We start from the raw sequence: 18,106 nt of genomic DNA, 5'->3' as shown, positions 1-18,106 counted from the left end.
CGTTAGACTGGGTTAGTTTACGGTCGAGCGAATCTCACCATTTGCTAAACGGGTGACTAGGCGGTCGCCCGTTTTCACATCTTCAGCTTGTGTAATTACCTTACCTTGCTCTGTCTGCGTAATTGAATAGCCACGTTTAAGAGTTGCAAGCGGGCTAACAGCCTCCAGCTTTTCTGCTGCCATTGCCAGTTGATGACGCACAGTCAGTAATTTGCGATCCATGGCATCCAATAGCTTTTGCTCGACACGCTCTAGTCTCGATTTTTGCTGAGCTAAGTGTCTGACAGGAGAGTTCAATTGTAGACGGTGGTGTTTACGTTCAATCGCTTGTTGACGAGTATCGATGAAGCGTTGCATTGCTCTGCGTAGACGCAAATCTAACTCATCCAGTTGCTGAGACTGACGCTGCAATTGATAGCTAGGGTGTTGACGCTCTAAACGGTGTAGCAGTTGCGCTGCTTGTTGTTTTTGTTGAGCCAAATAGTAACGCAGTGCGCTCGCCAATTTATGTTGACGAGTGACAAGGGCTTGATCTTTATGACTATTATCGCGGCTTACCAGCTCCGCGGCTGCCGAAGGCGTTGGTGCTCGTACGTCGGCGACAAAGTCAGCAATCGTTACATCTACTTCGTGACCAACTGCACTAATGATTGGGATTTGGCTTGCCGAGATCGTACGTGCAAGGATCTCGTTGTTAAAGCACCATAAATCTTCTAATGAACCACCACCACGGCCAACAATAAGCACATCACATTCATTACGACTATTTGCACGACCAATTGCTTGTGCGATTTGGATAGCGGCTTCCTCTCCCTGAACCATGGTTGGATAAATCACAATCGGAAGAGAGGGATCTCGGCGTTTTAATACATCGAGGATATCGTAAAGTGCAGCACCGGTTTTTGAGGTGATCACACCCACACGTTTTGGGTGCTCTGGCAAAATCTGTTTGTTCGTTTGGGCAAACAACCCTTCTGCTGCCAGTTTCATCTTGAGTGCTTCAAACTCTTGCTGCAGTCGACCATCGCCTTCTGGCTGCATACTTTCGATGATAAGTTGGTAGTCGCCGCGAGGCTCATACAGAGAGAGGCGTGCTTTTACCAATACTTGGTTACCGTTTGCAGGCTTGAAAGTCACACGACGATTGTTGCCACGAAACATAGCGCATTTCACTTGAGCGCGAGAGTCTTTAAGCGTTAGGTACCAGTGTCCAGAGACGGGAGCTGAGAAGTTTGAAATCTCTCCGACAAGCCAGACGATCCCCATTTCATTTTCCAACAGTAGGCGAACCTCTGCATTAAGACGGGAAACGGTGAAAATGTTTTGATTGGTCTGGGAGAGCACAGCTAATCTCGTAGACGTGAGTATGGAAATTAGCGGAAATATAATACATAGCAAGGGGGCGATTGCAAGAAAAAAATTAAAGAAACTTGTAGTCAATCGATTGTGTTGAACGTATAATCCCTCCGCAATATCTAATCCAAATGTAACTCGTTGACCAAAACGGTTACCCTCATTATGCGAAACGATGAGACTTTGGATTGTTTTTTTTTACTCCTCTAATTGTGAGATATTGCAAATGCTAAGAATTGCCAAAGAAGCGCTGACATTCGACGACGTACTGCTAGTGCCAGCACACTCCACCGTTCTCCCAAACACAGCTGATCTTCGCACTCAGCTAACGAAAAATATTGCTCTGAATATTCCAATGATTTCTGCGTCGATGGATACCGTGACGGAAGCTCGTCTCGCTATTGCACTTGCGCAGGAAGGTGGCATTGGCTTTATCCACAAAAATATGTCTATTGAGCAGCAGGCTGCCGAAGTTCGTAAAGTTAAAAAATTCGAATCAGGTGTTGTTACAGACCCTGTAACAGTCAACCCTGATGCAACCATCGCTGACGTAGTCGCACTGACTGAAAAACACGGTTTTGCTGGCTTCCCTGTTGTAACTGAGCACAATGAACTTGTTGGTATCATCACTGGCCGTGACGTTCGCTTTGTTACTGACCTTTCTAAGAAAGTATCTTCAGTTATGACGCCAAAAGAAAAACTGGCGGCAGTAGAAGAAGGTGCAACACGTGAAGAAGTGCAAGAAAAAATGCACGAAGCACGTGTAGAGAAAGTACTGGTTGTAAATGACGATTTCAAACTGACCGGTATGATCACAGCAAAAGACTTCCATAAAGCAGAACGTAAACCAAACGCATGTAAAGATGGGCGTGGTCGTCTACGCGTTGGTGCAGCAGTTGGTGCTGGTGCAGGTAACGAAGAACGTGTTGCTGCTCTAGTTGAAGCTGGCGTTGACGTACTGTTAATTGACTCGTCTCACGGTCACTCTGAAGGTGTTCTAAGCCGTATCCGTGAAACTCGCGCAGCGTACCCAGATCTAGACATCATCGGCGGTAACGTAGCAACAGGTGCTGGTGCTAAAGCACTTATCGAAGCTGGCGTAAGCGCAGTGAAAGTTGGTATCGGCCCTGGTTCTATCTGTACGACTCGTATCGTAACAGGCGTTGGTGTTCCTCAAATCACAGCAATCGCAGATGCGGCTGAAGTGGCGAATGAGTACGGTGTTCCTGTTATCGCAGATGGCGGTATCCGTTTCTCTGGTGATATCTGTAAAGCAATCGTTGCTGGTGCATCCTGTGTGATGGTTGGTTCTATGTTTGCTGGTACGGAAGAAGCTCCGGGCGAAGTGATTCTTTACAACGGCCGTTCTTACAAAGCTTACCGTGGTATGGGTTCTCTAGGCGCGATGTCTCAAGGTTCTTCGGACCGTTACTTCCAGTCTGACAACGCAGCAGACAAGCTTGTACCTGAAGGTATCGAAGGTCGTATCGCATACAAAGGTCGCCTAAAAGAGATCGTACACCAGCAAATGGGCGGTCTACGTTCAAGCATGGGCCTAACGGGTTCTGCAACTATCGAAGATATGCGTACTAAAGCTGAATTTGTACGTATCTCTGGCGCAGGTATGCAAGAGTCTCATGTACATGACGTTCAGATTACTAAGGAAGCGCCGAACTACCGTCTAGGTAACTAATAGCCTAACGTAAACGTTTGCTTTTTCCTTGAAGCATTAAGAAGAGGCGAGTACACTCGCCTCGGTTTTAATCACTTAGCCTAAAAAAGACTGCTCAAAATGACTAAAAATATCCATGACCAACGTATTCTGATCTTGGACTTCGGTTCTCAGTACACTCAATTAGTTGCTCGTCGCGTACGTGAAATCGGCGTTTACTGTGAACTATGGAGCTGGGACGTAGAAGAAGCGGATATTCGCGAATTTAACCCAGATGGCATCATCCTATCTGGTGGCCCTGAAAGCGTAACAGAAGAGAACTCTCCACGCGCACCTCAATACGTATTTGACTCAGGTGTTCCTGTTTTTGGTGTATGCTACGGCATGCAGACTATGGCAGAGCAGCTAGGTGGTAAAGTCGCAGGCTCAAACGAGCGTGAGTTTGGCTACGCACAAGTTAAAGTTTCTGGCGAATCTGCACTATTCAAAGATCTTGAAGCAACTCAAGACGTATGGATGAGCCACGGTGACAAAGTAGTAGAAATCCCAGCAGACTTCGTAAAAGTAGGTGAGACAGACACGTGTCCTTACGCTGCGATGGCGAATGAAGAGAAAAAATACTACGGCGTTCAGTTCCACCCAGAAGTAACGCACACAAAACAAGGCCTGCAAATGCTAGAGAACTTTGTTCTTGGCGTATGTGGTTGTGAGCGTCTATGGACATCTGAATCTATCATCGAAGACGCAGTCGCTCGTATCAAAGAGCAAGTGGGTGACGATGAAGTTATCCTAGGTCTATCTGGTGGTGTGGATTCATCAGTTGTTGCTATGTTGGTTCACCGCGCGATTGGCGATAAGCTAACGTGTGTATTCGTTGATAACGGTCTGCTTCGTCTAAACGAAGGTCAGCAAGTAATGGATATGTTTGGCGACAAGTTCGGCCTAAACATCATCAAAGTTGACGCAGAAGATCGTTTCCTTGACGCGCTAAAAGGTAAGTCTGATCCAGAAGACAAGCGTAAGACTATCGGCCATGTGTTCGTAGACGTTTTCGATGAAGAGTCTAAGAAACTAGCTAACGCAAAATGGCTAGCTCAGGGCACCATCTACCCAGATGTTATCGAGTCTGCAGCTTCTAAGACTGGTAAAGCGCACGTGATCAAATCACACCACAACGTGGGCGGTTTGCCAGACGATATGGAAATGGGTCTAGTTGAGCCACTACGTGAGCTATTTAAAGATGAAGTTCGTAAGATCGGTCTAGAGCTAGGTCTTCCTTACAACATGCTTTACCGCCACCCATTCCCTGGTCCTGGTCTAGGTGTTCGCGTTCTTGGCGAGATCAAGAAAGAGTACTGTGACTTGTTACGTCGTGCTGACGCTATCTTCATTGAAGAGCTTCACGCAGCAGACCTTTACAACAAAGTGTCTCAAGCGTTCACGGTATTCCTACCAGTTCGCTCTGTCGGTGTAATGGGCGATGGTCGTAAGTATGACTGGGTTGTATCGCTGCGTGCAGTAGAAACCATCGACTTTATGACAGCGCATTGGGCACACCTACCGTACGACTTCCTAGGTAAAGTATCTAACCGCATTATCAATGAAGTTGACGGCATTTCACGTGTTGTTTACGACATTTCTGGTAAGCCACCAGCGACAATCGAGTGGGAATAATTTTCCAACTGGAAACGTCTGGCACTAACAGGCACTAAATCATACTTAAGTCCGCGTAATTGCGGACTTTTTTTGTTCTTGGCTTGGTCATTTTGGGCAATGTCTGGCAACACCAAGCACGGTTTGACCGTGGTATTTTAATGGGTGTGATTCATCGGTAATGCCATGGATTACGCCCGATACCATGCTGAGTGTTTTTGATGGGGCATGGTACAGATAAAGGTATTGAGAACAAGTGCGATTATAACTAACTGTTAGTTAGGTGTTTTTCTTTCTCATTGATATTCGGTGGAGAGTGACTGGTACTGGTCGGCAATGTATAGCTCTGGCTGGGATTTCGGCTGAGAGTTTGCACTGGATACAAAAAAGCGTTGCTCTGGCCTTTACCAGAGCAACGGGTATTGTGCCGTTGTTATTCAGGAAGAGGAATAAACTCCTGCTCGTCGCCGGGAACCTTGGCAAAGCGGCCCGCCTTCCAGTCAGCTTTGGCCTGTTCAATCAGCGACTTGTCGCTGGCGACAAAATTCCATTCCATATAGCGTTTGCCCACTGGCGCACCGCCGACCACCGTCAGTATGGTATCGCTTTGGGCAGTTACAGTGATGTCGGATTCATCGCCAAAGATCGCCATGCAGTGTTCGTCCAAAGTGATCTCACGCAAGGCCACTGAACCTTTGACAATATACAGGGCTCTTTCCTCTGCCTCGGGCAATACGAGCGTTTGCCCGGCTTTCAGGCGCGCCTCGATGTACAGAGTTTTAGAGAAGGTTTTTACCGGCGAGGTGACCCCATAAGCGCAGCCCATCATGACCCGTACTGGTACGTCGTTTCGTTCTACCTCGGGAATTTCAGCCTTGTCATAATGGAAGAAGCCCGGCTCGGATTGCTCCAGATCAGTGGGCAGTGCAAGCCATAGTTGCAAGCCGTGAACATCCTGGGGACCCGCTTTAATCTCTTCGCGCTGGCGTTCTGAGTGCACAATGCCTCGACCGGCCACCATCAAATTTATATCACCAGGCAATACCCGCGCTTCAGTACCGAGTGAATCACGGTGCAGCATTTCACCTTCAAACAGGTAAGTGACTGTTGCAAGGCCAATATGGGGGTGAGGTCGCACGTCGATGCCCTGATCTTTTTCAAAGTGAGCAGGGCCCATATGATCAAAAAACACCCAAGGGCCGACGCTGTGACACCCCTTGGTGGGCAGAGTACGGCGCACACAAAAGCCACCCAGATCTTTATCCTTGGGTCTGAGCACCAATTTTAACGCGTTGCAGCCACTGATAACGCTGCAATCCTGAACTAGTTCGGATGCGAGATTACTCATAATCAATTCCTGTGAAAAAAGGGAGCACGGCTCCCTTTAGTTTTACATGAAAACTCAGTCTTTGCTGGTTAATGTGGTATAGCTGGTGATCAGGTTCTTATAGTCGGGAATGTGGTTGGCGAACAATGCGCCCAATCCTTCGATGTCGTTCCGCCAGTCACGATGCAGTTCACAGGCAGTACCGAACCAGGTCATCAGCTGCGCACCAGCTTGTGACATGCGATCCCAGGCTGCGTCACGGGTTATGGGGTTAAAGGTACCGGAAGCATCGGTAACCACAAAAACCTCGTAACCTTCTTCCAGTGCGGACAGAACAGGGAAGGCCACACACACTTCAGTCACAACGCCTGCCACAATCAGCTGCTTCTTACCCGTAGCCTTAACTGCGGCCAGGAATTCTTCATTATCCCAGGCGTTAATCTGGCCGGGACGAGCAATATAGGGCGCGTCAGGGAAGATTTCTTTCAGCTCAGGCACCAAAGGACCATTAGGGCCAGTTTCAAAGCTGGTGGTTAAAATGGTGGGTAAATTGAAGTACTTGGCTAAATCAGCCAGCGCCAGTACATTGTTTTTAAATTTGTCCGGTTCAATATCACGTACCAGAGACAGAAGGCCGGCCTGATGATCGACCAATAGTACCGCAGCGTTATCTTTGTCGAGTCGGTTGTATTTAAAGCTCATCATTTCCTCCGGGAAATAGTAGTTGGTAGTTTAGATAAGGAGCCGTATACCGGCTCCGGTTTTCACAGGCGTCCGAATTGACCGCGTTGCAGGTCTTCGAAAGCGTGTAAAATTTCTTCCTTGGTGTTCATAACAAAGGGACCGTGACCTACGATAGGCTCGTTAATGGGCTCGCCACTGAGCAGCAGTACTAAACTGTTCTGTGACGTATGCAGCTTAACGCCACTGTTCTGGCGGCTGAGCAATACCATATTACCGTCGCTGACTGGATCGGAGCTGTTGACACAGACTTCGCCTTCCAGCACCACCACGGCGGTGGTCCAGCCCTGGGGGAGATCAAACTGGGTTTGTCCGCCTGTCTTGAGACGTAAGTCCCAAACGTGCATAGGACTGAAGGTATTGGCCGGGCCCTGATGACCGTCAAAGTGACCGGCGATAGGCCGCAGAGTGCCAGCGTTGTTGGCCAATGGCACTTCGGGAATGTCGGCCTTGGTAATAGCCTGATAACCGGGAGGCGTCATCTTGTCCGCTTTGGGCAGATTGACCCAAAGCTGGACCATCTGCAGATCACCACCGTTTTGGCTGAATGTACTGGAATGGAATTCTTCATGCATAATGCCAGCGCCTGCGGTCATCCATTGCACATCTCCGGATCCAATTATGCCGCCCTTGCCAGTGGAATCTCGATGTTCTACCTCGCCTCTGTAGACAATGGTGACCGTTTCGAAACCACGATGGGGGTGCTCTCCTACGCCTCGCTTCACACCATCGGCGGGAAAGCGCATCGGCCCAGCGTAATCCAGCAGTAGGAAGGGACTCATCTGAGCGGCCTGGTTGTGATAAGAAAACAGCGAGCGAACCGGGAAGCCATTACCCACCCAATGGGGGGAGGGATCTTTAATAATGCCGTAGATAGATTTCATAAGAGTCTCCTTAAATTTCACTTGTTGTGATCATATAGGTGGTACAGTGATTGAGTAGACTGCTAAAATGCATCTCACTGTTGCACTGGTGGAACGATGAAGATGCAGGATCTCAATGATCTCTATTATTTTGTGAAAGCGGTGGAATACGGCGGCTTCGCTCCGGCCAGTAGAGCGTTGTGTATTCCCAAGTCCAAGCTCAGTCGCCGGATTGCAGCGCTGGAAGCACGGTTGGATACTAAGCTGATTTATCGCTCCACTCGCAGTTTTCATCTCACTGAAGTGGGGCTGACTTATTTTCAGCACTGCAAGGCGATGCTGGAGGAAGCAGAGTCTGCGCAGGACGCCATCGACTCGTTAAAATCTGAACCCAGAGGCACCATCCGCCTGACCTGTCCCATCGCATTGCTGCACGCTCACATCGGCTGTATGCTGGCTGAGTTTATGACAGAGTACCCGCAAATAAATATTCAACTTGAAGCGTCTAATCGTCGTGTGGACCTGATATCTGAAGGTGTAGATGTGGCTATTAGAGTGCGGCCGCCCCCACTTGAAGATAGTGAGCTCGTTATGCGAGTGTTATCTGAGCGTAGTTTGAGTTTGGTTGCCAGCCCGGCTCTTGTAGACAGTTATGCGTTGCCAAATCACCTGACTGACCTATGTAACTGGCCTTCTCTGGGATTGGGACAACCTCAATACCAATTTGTCTGGAGCTGGTACGCGCCTGACAATAAACTCATAGAAGTGCCTTTTAAGCCACGCTTTGTGACTACTGATATGGTTGCGCTGCGTAATGCAGCAGTAGCAGGAGTGGGGGTAGTACAATTGCCGACCTTGATGGTTACGCAGCAGATGAAAGATGGAAGTTTAATTAAGCTCCTTGATGGCTGGACAGCGCCAAAAGAAATTATCCATGTGGTATTTCCTTCTCGTCGAGGTCTGTTGCCTTCAGTTAGAGCATTGATTGATTTCCTAGCTGATCGCTATGCCCGCTTTGATGAAGAGTAGAATGGCAGTTTTTTATTGCTACCAACAGATGCCCATCTCTGGTTATTTCATAGTGTCTGTTCTAGTTGATTAAATGTGCAAATTGAAGAATTTCTACTGACGGATAGAGATTCAACCTTCGAGCAACACTCATATTGATAAGATAGGTATATTGGCTAACTGAGCGTACAGGAATAGTCCCAGGTATCTTGCCTTCTTTAAGGATTAGCAATGCTTGTTCGGCCGCTAACTGGCCAATATCTTCGTACTTGGCTGCAACAGAAAGCAATGCATGAGAGTTGGTGACTGTATTGTGATATGGGCTTAGAACTGGCATCCCTCGGTTCATCGCTGATAGAGTAAATAGATTTTGGTGACTGCGTAAGAATGAGCTCGACCCCATATATATAAAATCTACACCTTGAGACTTTAGTTCTTCCATTTTGACTGCAATGTCATCTTTACGTGGCTTGCCCTCTATATTGAGAGCTAGAGGAAGTGAGATCACTTCAAAATTCATGCTTTTCGCCAGAACTTTAATCTGTTTTGCTTTTTGCTCTGAATTTGGCTCATTGCTATTGTAAAGCATGCCAAGTTTATTAAACCTCGGAAGATAGGAGCGAATCGCATTGATATAAACGATGTCATCAGGTCTGTTTCGAGTTCCCGTGATATTATCTCGACCAGTTTGTGCATAACTTTGGATAATGCGCGAACCAATCGGATCTGAAACGATCATAAATACCAGCGGAATTTTGCTGATGAAGGCATCGTTGTCTTTCTCGCCGATTCTACCCGCCATACCCAATGTCGCGCTCGTTCCCCAAGTGACGATAAGATCAGCATTGAGTTCTCTTGCTTCTTTGACCCACTTGGGGAAGTGAGACTTATCGCCTTTAGCGTCTCTCTGAATAATTTTGGTTTTTAAGTCATTGCTTTTTAGAGACTCTATGAACGAGTTACATGCTTCTTCACAGCCTCTCCAAAGTACCATATAGATCAGTTTTCTATCTTCATCGGTAGCCCTCTTTTCTTGAGCCGATAAAGGAAAGCATGCACTGATCATAATGAGTAGCAAAAGACAAAGTTGAGAACGAGGCATCTAATCACCATTGTGTATTGGTTTTTCAATAAGATGTGTCAATGAAAACAGTAAGACACCGCACAGTGACAAAGTGCCTAACAGGATTATAGTACGTGGGTAACCCACTGCACCTGAAAGCCATGCTGCAACCAGTAAACCGAAGATGCTTCCACCGCGCTCAATAGTTCGTGTCGCGCCTAAGACTACATATTGGCTGATCTTAGCCAATGAGGATTCGGTAAGTTGAACTAACACGGGCAGCTGATGACTGCGAACTAAGCCGTGACCTAAGCCGACTCCTAATACTGCAAGAAGAAATTCTTGCTGAGTCGTTGCGATGCCCGCAAGCAAGAGTGCGATACCCGTGACCGTCGCACCAATAATGGTGATGTTAGTGGGGGATACCTTATGTTCAGAGTACTTTGTCGAAACTGGGGCAACAAAGTAAGTCATGAGAAAGTAGCCCATCAGCGTGCGACCTGTTTCCGCCGTGGAAGCACCTAGCTGATTCATATACAAAGCGACGATAAAGGCGACGAAAGCTTGCATGATAACGTTGCAAGGCATTGCAATCCCTACCACGAAAGAGAAGAATCTTTTATTGGTTAATAGACGAACAATTGAAGAGAGTTTGAACTCCTGATGTTGTCTGTTCACTGTGGATGCGGTATTGGCGGGGAGTAGGAGTGTTATTAACAGGCAGGCGAGCGCCACAAGTACCGAGCTGATTAGAAACACTGAATGTTGCCCTAATCTGTCAGCTAAGATTGCCCCAGTCGCCGTGCCACAAAAAATGCCACCGACTAACACAGCGGTAAAGTTGCCTAGTGACTGAGTTCTGCGTTGTGGGGAGATCATATCGATCACGTAATCTTGATACGTTAAGGTGGCAATGGCATAGCCAAACCCAGACAGTGTTCTAAAGAAAATTATCTCTGTAACGCTCGTAGAAAAGTATAAACCGATTTGGATAAACACCGCTGGTACCATGGCCCATAATAAGAGCTTCCTGTGCCCTAGCATTAACGTTAAGCGTTTGGAAATCGGGGAGCAGATGAATATGGCGATCAAGTACCCGACTAATGGCAGACTAATGATGATGCTTTGATCTAACCAGTCCCAAGGATTTTCTGCCGCTCTGGTAAACAACGGGAAAAAAGACAGGGGGAGTTCATCGGCTGCAATGAACAGAAACAGAGGCCAGCGGATATCATTAAGGTGCGAGAACGTGAGTAACTGTGGTTTAGTCTGCTCTGTGTGGTACTGGTTTTGACCGTGATGTAGTGTTGATAAATGGTATCGGTTTGCTGGTGGAGGCGAAACCGCTCTCTGTCGTGACAGGCGGTATAGCTCAAACGAACGTTGAGACAATACATCCATAATGTGCCCAAAGCTGTTGTTGCTTTTGCTGATCACAAATTTGGAAAAATCGCCCATAGCTTGCTGAGAGGCCAAAGTATGCAACTTCATAATAGGAGAAGTGACTGTTCGCCAGATCATGACTACCATCGACTCAAAAGTGATCATTGTGGTAACGATGATAATGACAATGATATCGAGGTAAACTTCATTAAATTGCTTACGAATAAAGTCAGAGTCGATATCGATGATGATCTTTCCCACACTTCTATCAGCGGAATTGATAATGTATTGAAGGTCATTTTGTGAAATGTTCGTCGTGGAGAAAGAAGAGCTTTCTTTATTACCCGACTCGATTGCGTTCCCGTTACTAAAAATACCAATATAAGAAACTTCCTTGAAGTCCTGAATTAGAGCTGACAGATACTCCTCGGCTCCGGTTATTTTGCTTATGGGGATGCCCGCATTGACGGCCCGCTGTATATCACTGTTGACGATTTTTCCAATTAACTGAGTTCGATTGACAATTTCTGGTTCGATGAATTGACTCATATAGCGAACAGAAAGCGTACCTAATAATGCAACGGCAAGTATTAGCAGAAGTGCTATTAGAGGGAGCAACTTTTTAGCGAATGTCTCGCTGAGGTTACTGTCATCAACGACAGGATCGCCTTCTTTCTGAGGAAAAACACAGCTGACACTACGGAATGGTTGAGCGTTTTTACGAGTCTGTTTATGTGCGGTTAACGCGATCTTAGTTGAATTAAAGTGTGCATTCGCACGTTCTATCTGGTCATCCAAACTGGAAATAATGGGAGCCAACAGCCCAAAGTTTTCTTTTTTATGATTTACATATCTGCGGCTGAAAGGTCGGCGGCTTCGGTCTGAATGCAATATTTTAGAAATAGTATCTAAATATCTCATCCCTTTGATAGCTTTGGATAATATCAGCTTGAAAATAACAAATGAAACGATTGCGAAGCTACAAAATATCAATATTGAAGTGAATAAAACGAAGATAATTAATTGTTGGTTGTTGGTATTAAAATTGTGTTTGGGGTAGTCAATGACAATGCCTCCAACCAATTGATCATGACGGTTATAAATTGAAGATCCGCTGAAAATTGTATTTTGAGTTTCCAGTCTCCATTCTTGATGATCCGCATGGCGTAGTGTCTGTAATACATGCTCGTTGATTACTGCATTAGTCGGTTGGGTGGTCGAGTAAATAATTTTGCCTGATGGAGTAAAGGCGTGAATGTCTCGGATTGTGTCATCATTCTCTTGCGCATGATTTAAGATGGCTTGGGCGTTCTTCATCATCTCCAGCGGTAGGCCAAGATCGGTAACTGACTTAAATGTTGTTGCCGTAGTGTGAGCGATTACCGACAGTCGGTGTGCAATGAGTTCAGATAAGGTCGAGTTGAATTGAAGACAGAACAGAAGAGAGAAAGTAGACAGAATGACAGCAAGGATAGTGACAAACGCGAACCAGCTTCGCCATAATATAGTCATCTCCTCCCTCCGCAATTCAATGCAATTGTACGGTATAACCCCTATCTAATGATTAAGTATTGAATCATAAATCTTCAAAATCAATTTACGGCCAACAGTTATGCTCAGGCAGAGTTTTGACTTTATTTGTGAAATCTAAGTTTCCAGTAACGGCTTTTCTCTTTTGTGACTACCTCCATTAAAATTTGCGCGCATTTTTTATCAATTTTTTTTAAAGGTATTTGTACATGTCGACAAAACTGGCTAACCCAGCACCGCTAGGTCTAATGGGTTTCGGTATGACCACGATTCTGCTAAACATTCATAATGCAGGATTTTTCCCACTGGACTCAATGATTCTAGCGATGGGCATCTTTTATGGTGGCCTTAGCCAAGTTATTGTTGGCATTATGTGCTTTAAGCGTGGTGACACGTTCGGTACTACAGCGTTTACTTCGTACGGCTTATTCTGGCTGACGTTAGTCGGTCTGATTGTTATGCCTCACATGGGGCTACCAGCAAGCCCAGCGAGCTTTATGGGTTGGTACTTGGCATTATGGGGTATCTTTACAGGCTTTATGTTCATTGGCTCTCTTTGCTATCCAACAGCAAAACAGGTTGTGTTTGGTTCTCTGACTATTCTGTTCTTCTTGCTTGCCGCGCGCGATTTCACTGGTAGCGAGTTGATCGGTGCAATTGCTGGCTTTGAAGGTATTTTCTGTGGTGCTAGCGCGATTTACTTTGCTATGGCTCAAGTGCTGAACAATGAGTTTGGTCGTGAAGTACTGCCTGTTGGTAAAGCTAAAATTGCTCGTAAAGTTGAAGCTGTTGCAATGGCTTAAACGCTAAATTTTTGAGATTTCAAAAGCGGACCTCAAGGTCCGCTTTTTTATTATCTGAAGTCAGTTGTTCCAAGAGGGAATTATCTGATTTATAAATTGTTGTGGCATTCCACGAGCTTTTTCTTATCTGTATAAGGTTTAGTTAATCTGTTTGGCTTTGGTTTTTACCCTGTAGCCCGATGACTTTTCGGCGCTGTTTTTTAATGGGCCTCTTGAACTGGACTATATTAAAAACGAGTTAACGGTAGTGCCACTGCTGGACAATATCCCAGACAGTGTCATTTCTGTGGTTCGCCCGAAGCGTGAAATCATGAGGCAAAGTGCTACCGCACTGTTTGATGGCATCTTGCAGGATATGCGAGATATCTGCCCTGATTATTAAAATATCGAATAGTACAAATAATAAAAGGGCCAGCGAATCGCTGGCCCTTGTTGTTGTGTATTGCTGTATTTATTTTTGTAATCTTACAGAGAAGTTTCTTCTGCTGTTGTTTGTGTCGCTTCGACACCGGCGGTGTGAGCTGATTTACCAGTCTTACGCTTGTATTTCCCTTCCCAGTAATCAGCACCTTTAATGCCTAGCGCTACTGGGTTGAACGTATACTCAGTCACGCCTTCTTTCTGTTGTCTTTCGTAATCGCTCAACGCTTTAAGTGCTGGCTTAGACATGAAGAAGATGATCAGAATACCGACAATGTTTAACCAAGCCATCAAGCCTACACCTACGTCACCCATTGCCCATGCAAGGTTAGCGGTTTTTACTGTACCGTAGAACACCGCTGATAGAATGACCAGTTTCAGGATAAACATCAGACCGTTGACTTTAAACGTACGACGGATGTATGCGATGTTTGTTTCTGCGATGTAGTAGTAAGCCAGAATAGTCGTAAATGCGAAGAAGAACAGAGCAATTGCAATAAATGGTTTGCCCACGCCTGGAAGCGCACTTTCGATAGCCATCTGAGTAAATACTGGACCGTTAGCACCAATGTCCGCTGGCAGGTTCTGTACCAGGAACGCGCCTTCTACTGCACCATGTACGTTGTAAGCACCAGTGATAAGAATCATAAACGCTGTTGCTGAACAAACAAGCAGTGTATCGATGTAGATAGAGAACGATTGTACAAGACCTTGTTGCGCAGGGTGGTCAACACTTGCTGCTGCCGCTGCGTGAGGACCTGTACCTTGACCAGCTTCGTTAGAGTAAACACCACGTTTTACACCCCAACCAATCGCTGCGCCGATACCCGCCATTGGTGTGAACGCATCACCAATGATCATACCGAAGATGCGTGGAACCTCACCGATGTTAAGCAGAATGATAACAAATGCTGTCACGATATAAGCCAAAGCCATAAATGGAACAACAATTTGAGTGAAGCTTGCAATACGTTTTACGCCACCAAAAATGATGAAAGCAAGAATGACACAGACAACCGTACCAGTGAAAATTTTAGCAAAACTGATGGTACCGATAGCGGTTTCGATCATGTCACCTGAGCCGAATGCGGCTTCTACTGCGTTACCAATACTGTTCGATTGAACGCCTGGGAGTAGTACACCACACGCAAAGATAGTCGAGATAGCAAAGATCCAAGCGTACCATTTTTGACCCATCGCTTTTTCAATGTAGTAAGCTGGACCACCACGGAATTCGCCTTCGTCTTCTTCTTTATAGATTTGCGCAAGTGTTGATTCTGCGTAAGCCGTTGCAGCACCAAAGAATGCTACGACCCACATCCAGAAAACGGCACCTGGACCACCGAAACCGATAGCGGCTGCTACACCAGCAATGTTACCTGTACCTACACGGCCAGATAGCGATACGGCAAGTGCCTGAAATGATGAAATCCCCTTTGTTGAGCTCTTTCCTGATAGCAATAGACGCCACATTTCAAAGAAATGACGAATTTGAACGAATCGAGTCATGATTGAATAGAATAAGCCAGCACCAAGGCACAAGTAGATCAGTACTGGGCTCCAGATAATTCCATTCAGAAAATCAACTAATGACTGCATGAGTATTTTCCCTGTTAGTTGTGTTTGCGGTTATTTTTGCAACAACACATTACCTTTTTTTGTAACGCAATTGTTAACCTTTTTAGCTTAAAATGCTTGATAGCGTGACGGTGAACACAGAATGACTAACTCTCGTTAATGCCTGGTTACTGTTGCTTATTCGATGGTTTTTTAAGCTAAGATTCCTTGTTTGATTAAGTATGCAGAATATTGTTATTAAAATGTACTAAAAAATGCACAAGCTTAATATGCTAATGTAGGTGCATATTATGGTTTTATTGGCTGTTTATTAATCAGGCGTAACGGAATAAGTTAAGCTCTGATTGCTCAATGACTTTGGTGTTTTCCTTCGTCATGATGCTTGCTAATAGCTGGCCTGAGCCACACGCCATCGTCCAGCCTAACGTTCCATGTCCTGTATTGGTGAACAGGTTCTCGTAAGGTGTTGCCCCAATGATTGGTGTGCCATCTGGAGTCATCGGTCTGAAGCCAGTCCAGAACTCCGCTTGACTAAAGTCTCCGCTACGAGGGAATAGATCGCGAATGACCATTTCAATGGTGTTCTTTCTTTTGGTCGGGATAGAGCCATCAAATCCGGCGAGTTCTGCAGTGCCCGCAACACGAATTCTGTCGTCAAAACGTGTCATGGCAACTTTGTACGTCTCATCCATCACCGTAGAGCGAGGCGCGTATTGCTCGTTTTCAATTGGAACCGTCAGTGAGTAGCCTTTGACTGGATAAACTGGAATATTAACCTCAAGCTGTTTGAGTAAGGCTGTTGAATAGCTTCCTGAAGCGACTACAAATTGGTCCGCTTTGAACAGACCACGGTTCGTTTGGACACCTGTGATCTTTTTGCCTGTAGTAACCCAATTGCTCACTTCAGTATTAAATTCAAATCTGACACCATGTGCTTTTGCCAGCTCAGTGAGTTGTTGGCAGAACTGGAAGCAATCACCCGTTTCATCATCTGGAAGGTACAAACCACCCACGATTTTCTGTTGGACTAAAGCAAGCCCTGGCTCTTGTTTGATGCACTGTTCAACGTCCATCAACTCAAAACGTGTACCGCTTTGCTCAAGCAGTTTGAGGTCTTTTTCGATCGCTTTTAGCTGCTGTTCTGTACGAAATACTTGCAGGGTACCGAATTGTCGCCCTTGATACTCAATTGCATGATCTTTGCGTAGCTGCTCTAGGCATACGCGGCTGTGATTCGCGATAGAAAGCATACGCGCTTTGTTTACTTGGTAACGCGGCAACGTACAGTTCGCGACCATTTTCGATGCCCAGCTGATCATATCCGAGTTTAGCGTCGGCTTTATTTTGAGAGGAGCATGCTCTTCCATGAGCCATTTGATGGCTTTAATAGGAATACCCGGCGCGGCCCAAGGCGAAGAATAGCCATAAGAAATTTGGCCTGCATTAGCAAAGCTGGTTTCCATTGCACTGCTTGGTTGGCGGTCAATGACCGTTACCTGGTAGCCTGCCTGAGATAAATACCAAGCCGATGTTAAACCGATAACGCCACTACCTAATACGATGACTTCCATTTTGCACTCCACACACAATAATTATTTGTGGCTAGTTTCTTTTGCTTACCTTTTTTTAACAATCGATATAAATTACACATAGAGTTTAGAAAAACTATAGGCTGAGGTATGAGAGGTAATCTAGTAAATGGTTTGTGGTTATTTAGTCAAGTTGCTGAACATAGCAGTTTTACTGGTGCTGCGAAGTCTTTGCACCTGACGACGGGGGCAATTAGTCAACAAATTATTCACTTAGAAGAAGCATTAGGGTTTAATCTTTTTGAACGCCACTCCCGTGGCATCCGCTTAACGACAAAGGGCGTTCAACTTCAACAAGCTGCCCAGTTTCACTTTTCTGAACTGGGAAAATTGCTCGATGAGTTGAAGGTCGATAAGCAAAACAATGAAATTAAATTGAAGCTGACGCCGTCGTTTGCCTTCAAATGGCTGGTGCCAAAGCTAGAGAGCTTCCATCTGGAACATCCAGATATACAAGTGCAAATCTTTGCCGAAGTGGCGTTGGTTAACAGCGATTTGAAAGACTACGATGTCGCTATCGATTACGGGCTACACCCTTACCGATATAAAGACGCTGAACTGCTTTTAGATGAACAGTTGTTGCCAGTCATGAGCCCTAAATATCTCGAGGATCATGCATTTCTGAAAGCATCGCTAAATAAAAATGATGCTTTAGCTTCAATCGCTCAGTGGAAAGATGCGACGCTATTACATGATGCGCTACCTTGGGACAAAGCCACCCGTGACTACGAATGGCTATATTGGGCATCTTCTATGGGGCTGGATATTAAAACTGATGTCGGACACTTTTTTAATCGCACTGACATGGCCATGTCTGCGGCTGAAGCGGGCGTGGGCATTGCAATGGCAAGGATGGCGTTGATCGAAGATGAACTTGTTACCCAACGCTTAGTTTCCCCTTTTAATCCGATACCGGCTAACGCGGGTTATTATTTGATCATGAATACCAAAAGTGACTCGACAGAAAAGTTTCGTAGTTGGTTATTACAGCAAGTCTCCACTGAATAAGCGATGTGCAGAGACTACATCCGAGGTATTGAAAATAGGTTCAATCCGTAGTGCTTTGTTTCTATTGGCCAATTGAAAGATCTTACCCATTACCATATCAGCGACAGGTTTAATG

General features: G+C 45.8%; 14 protein-coding genes. 6 read left to right on the top strand and 8 right to left on the bottom strand.

Annotated features, from left to right (window positions below; translation table 11 throughout):
• Positions 1-12 precede the first annotated feature (12 nt).
• Positions 13-1,344, bottom strand: a complete 1,332-nt coding sequence (gene xseA, locus L3V31_RS19545) for an exodeoxyribonuclease VII large subunit (protein WP_237318550.1) — start codon at positions 1,342-1,344, stop codon at positions 13-15.
• A gap of 235 nt (positions 1,345-1,579) precedes the next feature.
• Here xseA and guaB point away from each other — a divergent pair, with 235 nt between their 5' ends.
• On the top strand, positions 1,580-3,046 hold the full coding sequence (gene guaB, locus L3V31_RS19540; RefSeq protein ID WP_237318548.1) for an IMP dehydrogenase: 1,467 nt from the start codon (positions 1,580-1,582) through the stop codon (positions 3,044-3,046).
• A 99-nt stretch (positions 3,047-3,145) separates the two neighbouring features.
• Entirely contained in the window at positions 3,146-4,699 is a 1,554-nt protein-coding gene (gene guaA, locus L3V31_RS19535) for a glutamine-hydrolyzing GMP synthase (protein ID WP_237318546.1), read from the top strand.
• A gap of 412 nt (positions 4,700-5,111) precedes the next feature.
• Here guaA and L3V31_RS19530 read toward each other — a convergent pair whose 3' ends face one another.
• From L3V31_RS19530 to L3V31_RS19520, 3 genes are all read right to left on the bottom strand, one after another.
• Complete coding sequence (locus tag L3V31_RS19530; protein ID WP_237318544.1) at positions 5,112-6,026, bottom strand: pirin family protein; 915 nt, start codon at positions 6,024-6,026, stop codon at positions 5,112-5,114.
• Positions 6,027-6,080: 54 nt separating this feature from the next.
• Positions 6,081-6,707 (bottom strand): isochorismate family cysteine hydrolase YcaC, encoded by a 627-nt coding sequence (ycaC, locus tag L3V31_RS19525; RefSeq protein WP_237318542.1) that lies wholly within the window; start codon positions 6,705-6,707, stop codon positions 6,081-6,083.
• Between the two features lie 62 nt (positions 6,708-6,769).
• Positions 6,770-7,630, bottom strand: a complete 861-nt coding sequence (locus tag L3V31_RS19520) for a pirin family protein (protein WP_237318540.1) — start codon at positions 7,628-7,630, stop codon at positions 6,770-6,772.
• Between the two features lie 96 nt (positions 7,631-7,726).
• On the opposite strand from L3V31_RS19520, the gene L3V31_RS19515 reads away from it, so the two are divergent.
• Complete coding sequence (locus L3V31_RS19515) at positions 7,727-8,638, top strand: LysR family transcriptional regulator (RefSeq protein WP_346014867.1); 912 nt, start codon at positions 7,727-7,729, stop codon at positions 8,636-8,638.
• A gap of 61 nt (positions 8,639-8,699) precedes the next feature.
• Here L3V31_RS19515 and L3V31_RS19510 read toward each other — a convergent pair whose 3' ends face one another.
• Entirely contained in the window at positions 8,700-9,719 is a 1,020-nt protein-coding gene (locus tag L3V31_RS19510; RefSeq protein ID WP_237318536.1) for an ABC transporter substrate-binding protein, read from the bottom strand.
• Entirely contained in the window at positions 9,720-12,575 is a 2,856-nt protein-coding gene (locus L3V31_RS19505; protein WP_237318534.1) for an MFS transporter, read from the bottom strand. It lies immediately after the preceding gene.
• Between the two features lie 227 nt (positions 12,576-12,802).
• Here L3V31_RS19505 and L3V31_RS19500 point away from each other — a divergent pair, with 227 nt between their 5' ends.
• Together L3V31_RS19500 and L3V31_RS22045 are read left to right on the top strand one after the other, a co-directional pair.
• Positions 12,803-13,396 (top strand): acetate uptake transporter, encoded by a 594-nt coding sequence (locus tag L3V31_RS19500; protein ID WP_237318532.1) that lies wholly within the window; start codon positions 12,803-12,805, stop codon positions 13,394-13,396.
• 247 nt (positions 13,397-13,643) lie between these two features.
• On the top strand, positions 13,644-13,778 hold the full coding sequence (locus L3V31_RS22045) for a hypothetical protein (protein ID WP_267136037.1): 135 nt from the start codon (positions 13,644-13,646) through the stop codon (positions 13,776-13,778).
• An 83-nt stretch (positions 13,779-13,861) separates the two neighbouring features.
• On the opposite strand, the gene L3V31_RS19495 is transcribed toward L3V31_RS22045, so the two are convergent.
• Together L3V31_RS19495 and L3V31_RS19490 are read right to left on the bottom strand one after the other, a co-directional pair.
• Positions 13,862-15,415 (bottom strand): alanine/glycine:cation symporter family protein, encoded by a 1,554-nt coding sequence (locus L3V31_RS19495; RefSeq protein ID WP_237318530.1) that lies wholly within the window; start codon positions 15,413-15,415, stop codon positions 13,862-13,864.
• A 293-nt stretch (positions 15,416-15,708) separates the two neighbouring features.
• Positions 15,709-16,965: a D-amino acid dehydrogenase gene (locus tag L3V31_RS19490; RefSeq protein ID WP_237318529.1), complete on the bottom strand. Its 1,257-nt coding sequence runs from the start codon at positions 16,963-16,965 to the stop codon at positions 15,709-15,711.
• Positions 16,966-17,073: 108 nt separating this feature from the next.
• On the opposite strand from L3V31_RS19490, the gene L3V31_RS19485 reads away from it, so the two are divergent.
• Complete coding sequence (locus tag L3V31_RS19485; RefSeq protein WP_237318527.1) at positions 17,074-17,991, top strand: LysR family transcriptional regulator; 918 nt, start codon at positions 17,074-17,076, stop codon at positions 17,989-17,991.
• Positions 17,992-18,106 lie beyond the last annotated feature (115 nt).

The sequence above is a fragment of the Vibrio sp. J1-1 genome, assembly GCF_021728395.1.
In the GTDB taxonomy this organism is placed as follows: domain Bacteria; phylum Pseudomonadota; class Gammaproteobacteria; order Enterobacterales; family Vibrionaceae; genus Vibrio.
The sequence above is the reverse complement of the archived record's forward strand: the minus strand, read 5'-3'. Positions and strand labels throughout refer to the sequence as shown.